This is a genomic window from Mesorhizobium sp. USDA 3734 (assembly GCF_056279665.1).
Genome location: NZ_JBWCCW010000001.1, coordinates 4,021,423 through 4,034,756, shown reverse-complemented (window position 1 = coordinate 4,034,756; position 13,334 = coordinate 4,021,423). Strand labels below are relative to the sequence as shown.

Here is a 13,334-nt window from a genome sequence, read left to right as displayed (position 1 = left end):
CCTGCCAATTTCGCCCGAATTGCGACGTTCGGCACGCGCGGCCCGCGGGAATGCCACCGTTGGCCCAGCATAGGCGATTCGGGGCCGCCGCCGCTGCCTTCAAAGGCACATCCGGGCTTGCGCGCAAAAATGCCGCACGGTTTCGTCCGCTCCTTTCTTGCGGAGGGAAAAAGAGTATGGTTTGAACCACCCTGAGACTGTCGGGATTCCCGTCCCGGCATTGTTCGTTATTCTCGTGGGTACAGCCGCTAGGAACTGGGAGACGATGAGGGCGATGAGAAATTTCCTGGCAAACGCCAAGGTTCCAGCAAGTGCCAAGTTTCTAAGTGCTTGTGCCGCTATCATTTTCGCCGGCACATCCGCCCATGCCGACCAGCCCAAGGACTGGGAGACGACCTTCCAGGCGCCGGCGACCGACATGATGCGGCAGATCGAGTGGTTCGGAAACTACACGATGTGGTTCATCGTCCCGATCACCATCCTGGTGCTGCTTCTTCTCGCTTATTGCATCGTCAGGTTCCGCGCGAGTGCGAACCCGGTTCCGTCCAAGACCAGCCACAACACGCTGATCGAGGTGATCTGGACTGTCGGCCCGGTCGTCGTTCTGCTTTGCCTCGCGATTCCCTCGTTCCAGCTGCTGACCGCGCAGTACACGCCGCCGGAAGAAGCAAAGCTGACCGTCAAGGCGACCGGCAACCAGTGGAACTGGGACTACGAGTACCAGACCGAGAACACGCTCTCCTTCAACTCCGCGATCCTCCAGGAAACCGACCGCGCCGCCGCCGGCAAGGAGGACCGGAAGGTCTATCCGCGCCTGCTCGCCGTCGACAACGAGCTGGTGGTCCCTGTCAACACCATGACCCGCGTGCTCGTCACCGCGACCGACGTGATCCACTCTTTTGCCATGCCGTCGTTCGGCATCAAGATCGACGCCGTTCCGGGCCGCACCAACGAGACCTGGTTCAAGGCGGAGAAGGAAGGTATTTTTTACGGCCAGTGCTCGCAGCTCTGCGGCAAGGACCATGCCTTCATGCCGATCGCCATCCGTGTCGTCTCCGATGCGCAGTTCAAGACTTGGCTCGCGGCAGCCAAGACCGATCTGCCGGGCGCCAACAAGACTCTGATGGCCGCGGTCGACGGCCAGAACAAGGTAGCGGCCGCCGGCAACTGATGCCGCGGGTTAGCAAGATTTAGGGAACGGAGCGGAACATGGCAGACGCTGCAGCTCACGACGGGCACGACCACAAGCCTTATCACGGTTGGGTGCGCTGGGTTTATTCGACCAACCACAAGGACATCGGCACGCTCTACCTGATCTTCGCGATCATGGCTGGCATCATCGGCGGTGCCTTGTCGGTCGCCATCCGCATGGAGCTGCAGGAGCCTGGCATTCAGATCTTCAGCGGTCTGGCGCAGATGGTCTACGGCATGAACGGTGACGCCGCGATCGACGGCGGCAAGAGCATGTACAATGCCTTCGCCACCGCGCATGCCCTGATCATGATCTTCTTCATGGTCATGCCGGCGCTGATCGGCGGTTTTGCCAACTGGATGGTCCCGATCATGATCGGTGCGCCCGACATGGCGTTCCCGCGCATGAACAACATCTCCTTCTGGCTGCTGCCGCCGGCCTTCATCCTGCTGCTCACCTCGATGTTCGTGCCGAGCGCGCCGGGCGCCTTTGGCGTCGGTGGCGGCTGGACGCTTTATCCGCCGCTGTCGACCTCAGGCCAGCCCGGACCGGCGATGGATCTGGCGATCCTGTCGATCCACATTGCCGGTGCGTCGTCGATCCTTGGCGCCATCAACTTCATCACCACCATCTTCAACATGCGCGCGCCTGGCATGACGCTGCACAAGATGCCGCTGTTTGCCTGGTCGGTGCTGGTCACCGCCTTCCTGCTGCTTTTGTCGCTGCCGGTTCTGGCCGGCGGCATCACCATGCTGCTCACCGACCGCAATTTCGGCACGACCTTCTTTGCGCCTGACGGCGGCGGCGATCCGATCCTGTTCCAGCACCTGTTCTGGTTCTTCGGTCACCCGGAAGTGTACATCCTGATCCTGCCGGGCTTCGGCATCATCAGCCACGTCATCTCGACCTTTTCGAAGAAGCCGGTGTTCGGCTATCTCGGCATGGCCTACGCCATGGTGGCTATCGGCGCCGTCGGCTTCATCGTCTGGGCGCACCACATGTACACGACCGGCCTGTCGCTCGACACGCAGCGCTATTTCGTCTTCGCCACGATGGTCATCGCGGTGCCGACAGGCGTGAAGATTTTCTCCTGGATCGCGACGATGTGGGGTGGGTCGATCTCGTTCAAGACGCCGATGTTGTGGGCGCTGGGCTTCATCTTCCTGTTCACCATCGGTGGCGTTACCGGCGTCCAGTTGGCCAATGCCGGTCTCGACCGTTCGCTGCATGACACCTATTTCGTCATCGCGCACTTCCACTACGTGCTGTCGCTGGGCGCGGTGTTCGCCATCTTCGCCGGCTGGTACTACTGGTTCCCGAAGATGACCGGCTACATGTATTCGCCCGTCATCGCCAACACCCACTTCTGGGTCACCTTCGTCGGCGTGAACCTGATCTTCTTCCCGCAGCACTTCCTCGGCCTCGCCGGGATGCCGCGCCGCACCATCGACTATCCGGACGCATTTGCCGGCTGGAACATGGTGTCGTCCTACGGTTCGTATATTTCGGCCGTTGCCGTGGCGATCTTCCTCTATGGCGTGTTCGAAGCCTTCCAGAAGAAGCGGATCGCCGGTGCCAATCCGTGGGGCGAGGGTGCAACGACGCTCGAATGGCAGCTGCCTTCGCCGCCGCCCTTCCACCAGTGGGAACAGCTGCCGAAGATCAAGTAAGGCGGCTGCCCGCTCGAATACGAAACCGCCGGTCCGCCGGCGGTTTTGGCCAACGGAATGATGGACTTAAGTACGCATGGCCCTTGTCGACGACCCATTGATTGACGAAGCGGGCTTTCGCATGTCGGAAGCGACGGCGGGCGATTTCTTCGCCCTGCTGAAGCCGCGCGTCATGTCGCTGGTGGTGTTCACCGCCTTTGTCGGTCTCGTCGCCGCACCGGTGACCATCAACCCGCTGCTGGCCGTGATCGCCATCCTGGCTATTGCAATAGGTGCTGGCGCCTCCGGTGCGCTCAACATGTGGTACGACGCCGACATAGACGCGGTGATGACCAGGACCGCCAGCCGTCCGGTCCCGGCCGGCCGCATCCAGCCGCACGAGGCGTTGAGCTTCGGGCTGGTGCTTTCGGTGCTGTCGGTGATGACGCTCGGCGTGCTGGTCAACTGGCTGTCGGCGACGCTGCTGGCCTTCACCATCTTCTTCTATGCCGTCGTCTACACGATGTGGCTGAAGCGCTGGACGCCGCAGAACATCGTCATCGGCGGTGCTGCCGGCGCCATTCCGCCAGTCATCGGCTGGGCCGCGGTGACCGGAACGGTCAGCCTCGAAAGCCTGATCCTGTTCCTGATCATCTTCCTGTGGACGCCGCCGCATTTCTGGGCGCTGGCACTGTTCAAGTCCGAGGATTACGCAAAGGCCGGCATCCCGATGATGCCGAACGTCGCCGGACACGCTTCGACCCGCCGCCAGATCTTCGCCTATGCGCTGGTGCTGGCCCCGGTTGGGGTGGCGCCGTGGCTGCTTGGCTACACCACGCCGATCTATGGCGTGGCCGCCGCGCTGCTCGGGGTCGGTTTTGTCTGGTACGCGTGGAAAGTGTTTGGCATGGCCGACGACGACCGCGTCATGAAACCCGCCAAGGCCCTGTTTGCCTATTCGCTGCTTTATCTCTTCGCCATCTTCGCTGCCTATCTGGCCGACAGCGTTGTCGAACGCGCGCTTGCCATGGGTGGAGCATGACCATGATCGAGGAAAAGCTCGAGACTGTCACGTTGACCGAGCGTCAGAAGAAGGCCCAGCGCAGCCGTTCCATCGCCATTGGCGTGGCGCTGGCGTTGCTGGTCGTCATTTTCTACGTCGCGACCATCGTGAAGTTCGGCCACAATCTGGGCACGATGTGATGAGCGTCGAGACGTCCAAAAAGGTGATGGGCAAGAACAGCAACGTCATTGTCGCGGCTGTCTGCCTTGCCTTCTTCACCGGCATGATCGGTATGGCCTATGCCGCGGTGCCGCTCTACAAGATGTTTTGCCAGGCGACAGGCTATGGTGGCACGACGCAACGTGCCGAGAAGCAATATGCTGGCCGTGTGCTCGACCGTGAGATCACCGTTCGCTTCGATGCCAACATCGCCGGCGTGCCGTGGGACTTCCAGCCGGTCCAGCGCTCGATGACCATGAAGATCGGCGAGACGGTGCAGGCGCACTACAAAGCCACCAACAAGTTCGATCGCCCCGTGACCGGCCGCGCCACCTTCAATGTGCAGCCGGAACTGGCGGGTCCCTACTTCAACAAGGTCGAGTGTTTCTGTTTCACCGACACGACGCTGAAGCCCGGCGAGACGCTGGACATGCCGGTCCTGTTCTATGTGGACCCCGATATCGTCAACGTCCCGGAACTGAAGGACGTGAAGACGATCACACTGTCCTATACGATGTTCCCGGTCGAGAAGACCAAGCCGGTCGCCTCCTCGGAGCCGACTCAGGGCAATAGCAAGACAATTTCGAATACCGAAGCAAATCTCGGGGGTTGATATGGCAGACGCGCACGCACACGCAAAACCACAGCATGACTATCATCTCGTCGATCCGAGCCCGTGGCCTTTCCTGGGATCGGTAGGGGCGCTCGTCACCGCTTTTGGCGGCGTCTGCCTGATGGAGTACCTGAAGGGCGGCTCGTTCCCGATCTTCGGCTTCAACATCGCCAATCCGTGGCTGTTCTTCATCGGTATCGTGATCGTCCTCTACACCATGTTCGCCTGGTGGTCGGATACGATCAAGGAAGCGCATGAGGGCCATCACACGCGTGTCGTGTCACTGCATCTGCGCTACGGCATGATCATGTTCATCGCCTCGGAGGTGATGTTCTTCGTTGCCTGGTTCTGGGCCTATTTCGACGCCAGCCTGTTTCCGAGCGAAGTCCAGCAATATGCCCGCACCGCGTTTACCGGCGGTGTCTGGCCGCCGAAGGGCATGGAGGTTCTCGATCCCTTCCATTTGCCGCTCTACAATACCGTCATCCTGCTCCTGTCGGGCACCACGGTCACCTGGGCGCACCATTCGCTCATCCATGGCGATCGCAAGGGCCTGATCAACGGCCTGGTGCTGACCGTCGGCCTCGGCATGCTGTTCACCATGGTACAGGCCTACGAGTACATGCACGCTCCGTTCGCCTTCAAGGATTCCATCTATGGCGCCACCTTCTTCATGGCGACCGGCTTCCACGGCTTCCATGTCATCATCGGCACGATCTTCTTGGCTGTCTGCCTGATCAGGGCGATGAAGGGCGATTTCACCCCCAAGCAGCATTTCGGCTTCGAGGCGGCCGCCTGGTATTGGCACTTCGTCGACGTGGTCTGGCTGTTCCTGTTCGCATCGATCTACGTTTGGGGATCGGTCGGCGCGGTGATCGAAGGCCACTGATCCGGGCCTCGGAATTTCGATTTTGAGAGGGCGGCCGCGGCGACGTGGCCGCCTTCTTCTTTTCGGCGCAATGATTGCCGATCGATAGCCCATGCGGCTGACAATTCCCTGGGCGATTTGCGCATTCATGATCACGGCATTTCCGACGCTTGCCGCGGAAAGGGTCGATCTGGTGCGTGTCGACAAGTCGGAACGGCGGCTTGAGCTGATCGACGACGGCAAGGTGCTGCGAAGCTACGGCATCGCGCTCGGCGGCGATCCTGTCGGGCACAAGCATCAGGAAGGAGATCAACGCACGCCCGAGGGGAACTATGTCCTCGACTGGCGCAACCCGAACAGTATCGCGCATAAGTCGATCCATATTTCGTATCCCAATGCAGACGATCTGGCGGCCGCGAAGGCGCAATGTCGACGCGGGCGGTATGATCATGATCCACGGCCAGCCAAACGGTTTCGGCTGGTGGGGCTGGCTGCTTCAATTGGTCGACTGGACCGACGGCTGTATTGCGGTTACGGACTCCGACATGGACGAAATCTGGGCACTGGTGGCCGATGGCACACCGATCGAGATCGAGCGGTAAGCATGAGCGACAAGACGATCTGGCCGCCGATCGATCCGAGATCGAGCGGTAAGCAATGAGCGACGATGCTTCCATGAGTGAAGATAGGGCGATCTGGCCTCCGATCGACCCGATTTCGGCCGGCCTGCACGGCCGCTGTCCGCGTTGCGGCGAGGGGCGACTGTTTTCCGGTTTCCTCACCGTCGGCAAGCGCTGCGTCAATTGCGGCCTCGACTATTCCTACGCCGATGCCGGCGACGGACCGGCGGTCTTCGTCATCCTGATCATCGGCTTCCTCATTGTCGGTCTGGCGCTCTGGGTTGAAGTCACGCTGAGCCCGCCGCTCTGGCTGCATCTGCTGGTCTGGATCCCGCTGGCTGTCGTGTTGTGCCTGACGGCGCTGCGGCTGATCAAGGGCGTGCTGCTTACCCTGCAATACCGCAACAAGGCGGCCGAGGGCCGGCTGGATCGCGGCGAATGAGCGAGGCATCCGTCAAAGCTGGTGGCCGTCCGCGGCCACGGACGGCATTGCTTTTCAGCCTTGGCCTTGTGCTGTTCCTGATCCTGCTCGCGCTCGGCACCTGGCAGGTCCAGCGCCTGTACTGGAAGGAAGGTCTTCTCGAGACCATCGACCAGCGCACCCACTCAGTGCCACGGCCGCTGGCCGAGGTTGAGAAAGAATTCACCGCCACCGGCGACGTCGACTACACGCCGGTCACCGTCACCGGCACGTTCCTGCATCAAGGTGAACGGCATTTCTACGCGACCTGGGAAGGCGAAGCGGGCTTCAACGTCTATACGCCGCTTGCCCTGGACGATGGCCGCTTCGTCCTGATCAATCGCGGCTTCGTGCCTTACGATCTGAAGGATGCCGCCAAGCGCGCCAAGGGACAGGTGACAGGCAAGGTGACGATCACGGGACTTGCCCGCAATCCGCTGCCGGCAAAGCCTTCGATGATGCTTCCCGACAACGACGTGGCGAAGAACATCTTCTACTGGAAAGACCGCGACGTGATGGCGGCGAGCGCCGGGCTGCCGGCGGGTGCTGCGCTGGTGCCGATCTTCATCGACGCCGACAAGACGCCAAATCCAGGCGGATTGCCGGTTGGCGGCGTCACCATCATCGACCTGCCGAACAGCCATCTGCAATATGCGATGACCTGGTATGGCCTGGCCGCGGCACTCGCCGCCGTGCTCATCTTGCGGCTTCGCCGCCCCGCGAAAGAGGAATGAACGCGACCGACATCCTTGACAGGGCCATCGCCCTTGACAGGACGGGGGTAGGCACCTCATTTCGGCTCTGATCAACCGGCCCGGATTCATGCTTCAAACAAAGACCAAGCCACCTCTGACGATCCGGCTCTGCCAGCCGCGCGGTTTTTGCGCCGGTGTCGACCGTGCCATCCAGATCGTCGTGCTGGCGCTGAAGAAATATGGCGCGCCGGTCTATGTCCGCCATGAGATCGTGCACAACCGCTATGTCGTCGAGGGGCTGCAAAGCCTTGGCGCGGTCTTCATCGAGGAACTCTCCGAGATCCCGGCCGAACATCGCCAGAGCCCGGTCGTGTTCTCGGCGCATGGCGTGCCGAAGTCGGTGCCGGCGGATGCCCAGGCGCGCAACCTCTTCTATCTGGATGCCACTTGCCCGCTGGTGTCGAAAGTCCACAAGCAGGCGATGCGCCATCAGCGGCTTGGCCGCCATGTGCTCCTGATCGGCCATGCCGGACATCCCGAGGTGATCGGCACCATGGGCCAGCTGCCGGACGGAGCGGTGACACTGATCGAGACCGAGGCCGATGCCGCCAAGCTCGCGCCTGCCGACCCGCAGGCGCTCGGCTTCGTTACCCAGACCACTTTGTCGGTCGAGGACACCGCCGGCATCATCCGCGCCTTGCAGGATCGCTTTCCAGCCCTGCAGGCACCGGCGGCGGAATCGATCTGCTACGCCACCACCAACCGCCAGGAGGCGGTCAAGGAGACCGCCGCCGGCGCCGATCTCTACCTGATCGTCGGCGCGCCCAATTCCTCCAATTCGCGGCGCCTTGTCGAAGTGGCGGAGCGTGCCGGCGCCTCGATGTCGCTTCTCGTGCAGCGCGCCGCCGAGATTCCGTGGAATGACATCGGCAACATCTCGACGCTCGGCCTGTCGGCCGGTGCGTCGGCGCCCGAAATCATCGTCGACGAGATCATCGACGCGTTCCGCCAGCGCTTCGATGTCACGATCGATCTGGCCATCACGGCCACGGAAACGGAGGATTTTCCGGTCATGCGGGTACTGCGCGATGTCGAACTGACGCGGGCCGACATGGCCTTCGTCAATGGAGCCGCGTAAGGCACATGGCGGTCTACACCGACGTTGCGGAAGGCGAACTCGGCGCATTCCTGAAGCACTATCCGGTCGGCGATCTCCTGTCTTACAAGGGCATCGCCGAAGGCACCGAGAACTCGAACTTCCTGCTGCACACCTCCAGCGGCTCCTACATCCTGACGCTCTATGAAAAGCGGGTCGAGAAGGCGGATCTGCCGTTTTTCCTCGGCCTGATGGGCCATCTCGCCAACAAGGGCGTGTCCTGCCCGCTGCCGGTGACCGCACATGACGGTAGCGTCATAGGCACGCTCGCCGGTAGGCCGGCGGTCATCATCACCTTCCTCGAAGGGCTTTCGCTGCGGCGGCCGACATCGACGCATTGCGCCGAGGTCGGCAAGGCGCTGGCGCAGTTGCATCTGGCTGGCGCCGATTTTTCGATGACGCGCCCCAATGCCTTGGCCATCGACGGCTGGCGCAAGCTCTGGAACGCGGCGCGCGACCGCGCCGACGAGGTCGAGCCGGGCCTTGCGGCCGAGGTCGATGCCGACTTCGCCGACTTCGAGCACAACTGGCCGAAGGATCTGCCGCAAGGCATCATCCATGCCGATCTTTTCCCCGACAACGTCTTCTTTCTTGGCGAAAAGCTCTCCGGCTTGATCGATTTCTATTTCGCCTGCGACGATCTCTACGCCTACGATGTCGCCACCTGCCTCAACGCCTGGTGCTTCGAGAAGGATTTTTCCTTCAACCTCACCAAGGGCCAGGCGTTGCTTGCCGGCTATCAGAGCGTGCGCTCCCTGAGCGACCAGGAAAAGGCGGCGCTGCCAATGCTGGCGCGCGGTTCGGCGCTGCGCTTCATGCTGACCCGGCTGTACGACTGGCTGAATGTTCCCGATGGTGGGCTGGTGATGAAACGCGATCCGACCGAGTATATCCGCAGGATGCGGTTCCACCGGGCGATCAGATCTCCTTCGGAATATGGATTGGCCTGATATGGGGTATCATGAGCAAACAGGTTGAGATCTTCACCGACGGCGCCTGTTCGGGCAACCCCGGCCCCGGCGGCTGGGGCGCGATCCTGCGCTTCAACGGCACCACCAAGGAGCTTTCCGGGGGCGAGGCCGAGACGACCAACAACCGCATGGAGCTTCTCGCCGCCATCTCGGCGCTGAATGCGCTGAAGGAACCTTGCACCGTCGAGCTTCACACCGACAGCAAATATGTCATGGATGGCATCTCCAAGTGGATCCACGGCTGGAAGAAGAACGGCTGGAAGACCGCCGACAAGAAGCCGGTCAAGAACGGTGAACTCTGGCAGGCACTCGACGAAGCCAACAAGCGCCACAAAGTCACCTGGAACTGGGTCAAGGGCCATGCCGGCCATACCGAAAACGAGCGCGCCGACGAACTCGCGCGCGAAGGCATGGCACCGTTCAAGAAAGGCCCGTTCAAGCCTGCAGCAGCGCCGAAGCCGGCCGCGCAGGCAAAACAGCCGGCAGTTGCGAAAGCACGGCGGTCGACCCAGAGCTATTGATTCCGGGAGCGGGGCGGCTCTCAGCCGAGGACCTCTATCGTGCCGATCCTCTACTATGTCACGCATCCCCAGGTTCGGGTCGATGCCGAAGTTCCAGTGCCGGAATGGGGACTATCCGATATCGGACGCGCGAGAGCGTTTGCAATGCTCGATCAGCCCTGGATCGGGCCGGTCCGGCGTATCGTGTCGTCGGCTGAACGCAAGGCGATGGAAACCGCCGAGATCCTCGCGACGCATCTCGGCCTTCCGGTGGAGGTGAGGGAGCGGATGCATGAGAACGATCGATCGGCAACTGGCTTCCTGCCGCCGCCGGAGTTCGAAGCGGTAGCGGACCAGTTCTTTGCCAATCCACGCGAAAGCGTTCGCGGGTGGGAGCGGGCCATCGATGCGCAGCATCGGATCGTGAGCGAGGTCGACACCGTGCTCCGCACCAATGACGCCGACGACATTGCCTTCGTGGGCCATGGAGGGGTGGGAACGCTGCTGCTCTTGTCTCTTAGTGGTCGCGAGATCAGCCGCGAAGCGGATCAGCCAGTCGGCGGCGGCAACTATTTTGCTTACGATCTTCCTGCGCGCCGTGTTCTCCACGGCTGGCGGCCGATTGACAGGCCGGCACAGCCGTAAACGCTTAGCTGACCAGCAGCGCCGTGCCCCAAAGCCCAAGTGCGAACACCGTGTGTGACACCAGGTTCAGCGCACGGATCTGCATCGGGTTGGGGCGCTTCGAGGCGGCCCAGCCGGCGCCCATGCCGGGCGCCAGCAGGAACCAGCCGGCGCCGACGGTGACGATGCCGAGGATGAAGGCCGGCAGGAATGTCGGAGCGGCAAGCCAACCCGCTCCGGCCAGCACCACCAGGATGATGCCGTAGACGATGCCGACAAAATAATGAAAGGCCCAGCCCAGCGCCTTTTCATGCGCGTAAGGCGCGGCATTGCCGATATCGTCGTGGAAGACCTTGTCGCCGAGATGCCAGACCCAGCGACCGACCGGCCCCCAGTTCGGCCGTGGCTGGCCGAACGTCTTGTGCAGGAAGATGGCCCAGAGATCCATCAGCAGGGTGGCGCCGATGCCGATCGCGATAGCGCGCCAGAAGATATCAAACATCGCTAGGGTCCCCTCAAGGCAAGCCCTCGACTAGAGGCGCGATCGTGGTTGTGGTCCCACGCCCGACGCCTCGCTGAAGTTCAGAGCTGTCCCAGAATATGAGCCGCGCCGGACTCGTCGACACCGGGCTTGGTCTCGATATTGAGCGCGGTGACCTTGCCGTCGTCGACGATCATCGAAAACCGCTTCGAACGCAGCCCCATGCCACCGGCGGAAAGGTCATTGTCGAGGCCCACCGCTTTGGCGAAGTCGCCACTGCCGTCGGCGAGGAACAGTATCTTGCCCTCACCGCCGGTGAAGCGCGCCCAGGCGCCCATGACGTGGACGTCATTGACCGAAACGACGGCGATGGTGTCGACGCCACGCGCCAGGATGGCGTCATGGTTCTCGAGATAGCCGGGCAAATGGTTGTTGCTGCAGGTCGGTGTGAAGGCGCCGGGAACCCCAAACAGCACGACCTTCTTGCCCGAGAAAATCTCGGCCCCGGTGATCGGCTTGGCGCCATCGGCGCTCATCGTCTTGAAGGTCACGTCAGGCAGCTTGTCGCCAACGGAAATGGTCATGGATTCCTCGCTTGGGAAAATGGGGAAGGACGTGTCTTTGCGTAGCGAACTCAACGGCGTCCTGCAACCGTTCGGGCGGCCTGGATCAAGGGAAAGGCAGAACCCCTTCGACCGCGCCCGCCGAACTCGTCAGCGTATAGTGAAGCCCGCCATCCGTCGGCGTCGTCGACGGGCGATCGAGGATCGGCACGGTGAAGATCAGCTTGCCGTCCTTTTCGCTGCGGGCAGGGGTGCCGAACATGTAGTCCCGCTCGCCGGCAACGAAGAAATCCGCCGCCTCCGGATCACCGGGAAAGCTCGCCTCGACAATCAGCGTCTCATGGTCGCCCGGCAGGACATTGATGCCGAAATCGGATCTCGCGGGCGCCGGCAGTGCCGTGAAACTCGCCTTCACCAGCGCCGCGTCCTCGGTATTGTCCGGATCGGAGGCGGGATCGACGGTCAGCCGCGTCTGCACTGGAATGCAGATCGTTTCGCAGATGCCGAGAAAAATGTCGGCATCGATGACCGCCGGCTGGTTCGGCGCCCCCAGCGTGAATGTCACCGGCAGCGAAACCGGATAGTTGTAGCCTGCCCATTTGCCATAGCCGTCGTCATGGCGCTGCGGGGCAGGAAACGACAGAGTGGCGTCGGTGATGTTGGTGCTGGCTGAAATGTCGAGCTGCGGCGGCACGCCCGCATCGCCCGGGTCGCGCCAGTAGGTCTTCCAGCCGGGCTTGAGCGCTATGTCGAGGACGCCCTGGATGCGGCCGGCATCATCGGCCTTGCCTGATGTCACCAGCCGGACCTTGCCGCCTTCGCTGTTGTACCATGCCGATGAAGAGGCGGCGGCGGGAAGAGCGGTTGCCGATCCGATGGCGGCGCCGAGCAGCAGGATTTTCAAGCTTTGCATGGCGGTGATTTGATCGTCCGTTCGTGGCCGCGCAATGATTTCATGGCCTTGCCGGTATCATATTTGCGTGACCTCGAGGGAGAAGAATACTCGAGCCGGCGCCATAGGCTTTGGTCGAATCCCGCACGGCGCATCTTTTCGGCGCTTTGGAAACGCGTTACGCTCCCTTTCATGGACTTGTTGCGCCACAAGAAGACGGTCGCCAGCCGCGGCTTTCTCGACGATCAGTTCCTGATTGCCATGCCTGGCATGAAGGACGACCGTTTCACGCGCTCGGTCATCTATGTCTGCGCGCACTCGGATGAAGGCGCCATGGGCCTGATCATCAACCAGACGCAGCAGATGCTGTTTCCGGACCTGCTCGTGCAACTGGGCATCATGAACGAACAGGAGGCGATCCGCTTGCCGGCGCAGGCGCGCGATTTCGTCGTGCGCAATGGCGGGCCCGTCGATCGCAGCCGGGGCTTTGTCCTGCATTCGGGTGACTACCGGGTGGAATCGTCGCTGACCGTTTCGGACGACATCTGCCTGACCGCGACCGTCGACATCTTGCGCGCCATATCGTCTGGCCGCGGGCCGCGTCACGCGCTGATGGCGCTCGGCTATTCCGGCTGGGGCGCCGGCCAATTGGAGACCGAGATCGCCGAGAATGGCTGGCTGACCTGTCCGGCCAGTGCCGAGCTTCTGTTCGACACCGACATCGAGCGCAAATACGACCGGATCCTCGCCTCGATCGGCATTGATCTCGCCCATCTCAGCCTCGCGGCCGGACACGCCTGAATAACCTCCGTTCGAGGTTAGCCGGAG

At 62.1% G+C, this 13,334-nt stretch carries 17 protein-coding genes; 14 read left to right on the top strand and 3 right to left on the bottom strand.

The window, feature by feature from the left end; translation table 11 throughout:
• Window positions 1-274 precede the first annotated feature (274 nt).
• The 13 genes from coxB (at window position 275) to ACZ89F_RS19720 (ending at window position 10,591) form a co-directional block, all read left to right on the top strand.
• Window positions 275-1,171, top strand: a complete 897-nt coding sequence (coxB, locus tag ACZ89F_RS19780; protein WP_476093700.1) for a cytochrome c oxidase subunit II — start codon at window positions 275-277, stop codon at window positions 1,169-1,171.
• Window positions 1,172-1,209: 38 nt separating this feature from the next.
• Entirely contained in the window at window positions 1,210-2,862 is a 1,653-nt protein-coding gene (gene ctaD, locus ACZ89F_RS19775) for a cytochrome c oxidase subunit I (RefSeq protein ID WP_476093699.1), read from the top strand.
• 76 nt (window positions 2,863-2,938) lie between these two features.
• Window positions 2,939-3,883, top strand: coding sequence for a heme o synthase (locus ACZ89F_RS19770; RefSeq protein WP_476093698.1), 945 nt, complete (start codon window positions 2,939-2,941; stop codon window positions 3,881-3,883).
• Window positions 3,884-3,885: 2 nt separating this feature from the next.
• Window positions 3,886-4,044 (top strand): hypothetical protein, encoded by a 159-nt coding sequence (locus tag ACZ89F_RS19765; RefSeq protein WP_476097475.1) that lies wholly within the window; start codon window positions 3,886-3,888, stop codon window positions 4,042-4,044.
• Window positions 4,044-4,676, top strand: a complete 633-nt coding sequence (locus ACZ89F_RS19760) for a cytochrome c oxidase assembly protein (protein ID WP_476093697.1) — start codon at window positions 4,044-4,046, stop codon at window positions 4,674-4,676. Before ACZ89F_RS19765 ends, ACZ89F_RS19760 begins: the two co-directional genes overlap by 1 nt.
• Window position 4,677: 1 nt before the next feature.
• Window positions 4,678-5,565, top strand: coding sequence for a cytochrome c oxidase subunit 3 (locus tag ACZ89F_RS19755; RefSeq protein WP_476093696.1), 888 nt, complete (start codon window positions 4,678-4,680; stop codon window positions 5,563-5,565).
• Window positions 5,566-5,656: 91 nt separating this feature from the next.
• A complete protein-coding gene (locus tag ACZ89F_RS19750; RefSeq protein ID WP_476093695.1) occupies window positions 5,657-6,205 on the top strand; it encodes a L,D-transpeptidase family protein in 549 nt (182 codons plus the stop codon).
• A 14-nt stretch (window positions 6,206-6,219) separates the two neighbouring features.
• Window positions 6,220-6,606, top strand: a complete 387-nt coding sequence (locus ACZ89F_RS19745) for a DUF983 domain-containing protein (protein WP_476093694.1) — start codon at window positions 6,220-6,222, stop codon at window positions 6,604-6,606.
• The gene (locus ACZ89F_RS19740; RefSeq protein ID WP_476093693.1) at window positions 6,603-7,358 is read left to right on the top strand and encodes an SURF1 family protein; all 756 of its coding nucleotides are present in this window, start codon (window positions 6,603-6,605) and stop codon (window positions 7,356-7,358) included. The genes ACZ89F_RS19745 and ACZ89F_RS19740 overlap by 4 nt, the downstream gene beginning before the upstream one ends.
• An 88-nt stretch (window positions 7,359-7,446) precedes the next feature.
• A complete protein-coding gene (gene ispH / locus ACZ89F_RS19735) occupies window positions 7,447-8,457 on the top strand; it encodes a 4-hydroxy-3-methylbut-2-enyl diphosphate reductase (RefSeq protein ID WP_476093692.1) in 1,011 nt (336 codons plus the stop codon).
• A 5-nt stretch (window positions 8,458-8,462) separates the two neighbouring features.
• The gene (locus ACZ89F_RS19730; protein ID WP_476093691.1) at window positions 8,463-9,425 is read left to right on the top strand and encodes a homoserine kinase; all 963 of its coding nucleotides are present in this window, start codon (window positions 8,463-8,465) and stop codon (window positions 9,423-9,425) included.
• A gap of 11 nt (window positions 9,426-9,436) precedes the next feature.
• On the top strand, window positions 9,437-9,967 hold the full coding sequence (gene rnhA, locus ACZ89F_RS19725; protein WP_476093690.1) for a ribonuclease HI: 531 nt from the start codon (window positions 9,437-9,439) through the stop codon (window positions 9,965-9,967).
• A gap of 39 nt (window positions 9,968-10,006) precedes the next feature.
• Window positions 10,007-10,591, top strand: coding sequence for a histidine phosphatase family protein (locus tag ACZ89F_RS19720; RefSeq protein ID WP_476093689.1), 585 nt, complete (start codon window positions 10,007-10,009; stop codon window positions 10,589-10,591).
• A gap of 4 nt (window positions 10,592-10,595) precedes the next feature.
• Here the strand turns inward: ACZ89F_RS19720 and ACZ89F_RS19715 are convergent, their stop codons facing one another.
• From ACZ89F_RS19715 to ACZ89F_RS19705, 3 genes are all read right to left on the bottom strand, one after another.
• Entirely contained in the window at window positions 10,596-11,072 is a 477-nt protein-coding gene (locus ACZ89F_RS19715) for a DUF2938 domain-containing protein (protein ID WP_476093688.1), read from the bottom strand.
• 80 nt (window positions 11,073-11,152) lie between these two features.
• Complete coding sequence (locus ACZ89F_RS19710) at window positions 11,153-11,635, bottom strand: redoxin family protein (protein WP_476093687.1); 483 nt, start codon at window positions 11,633-11,635, stop codon at window positions 11,153-11,155.
• 85 nt (window positions 11,636-11,720) lie between these two features.
• Window positions 11,721-12,527: a protein-disulfide reductase DsbD domain-containing protein gene (locus tag ACZ89F_RS19705; protein WP_476093686.1), complete on the bottom strand. Its 807-nt coding sequence runs from the start codon at window positions 12,525-12,527 to the stop codon at window positions 11,721-11,723.
• A 171-nt stretch (window positions 12,528-12,698) separates the two neighbouring features.
• Here ACZ89F_RS19705 and ACZ89F_RS19700 point away from each other — a divergent pair, with 171 nt between their 5' ends.
• Window positions 12,699-13,307 carry a YqgE/AlgH family protein gene (locus tag ACZ89F_RS19700; RefSeq protein WP_013532765.1) on the top strand — a complete coding sequence of 203 codons (609 nt, stop codon included), beginning with the start codon at window positions 12,699-12,701 and terminating at the stop codon, window positions 13,305-13,307.
• The last annotated feature ends 27 nt before the right edge of the window (window positions 13,308-13,334 follow it).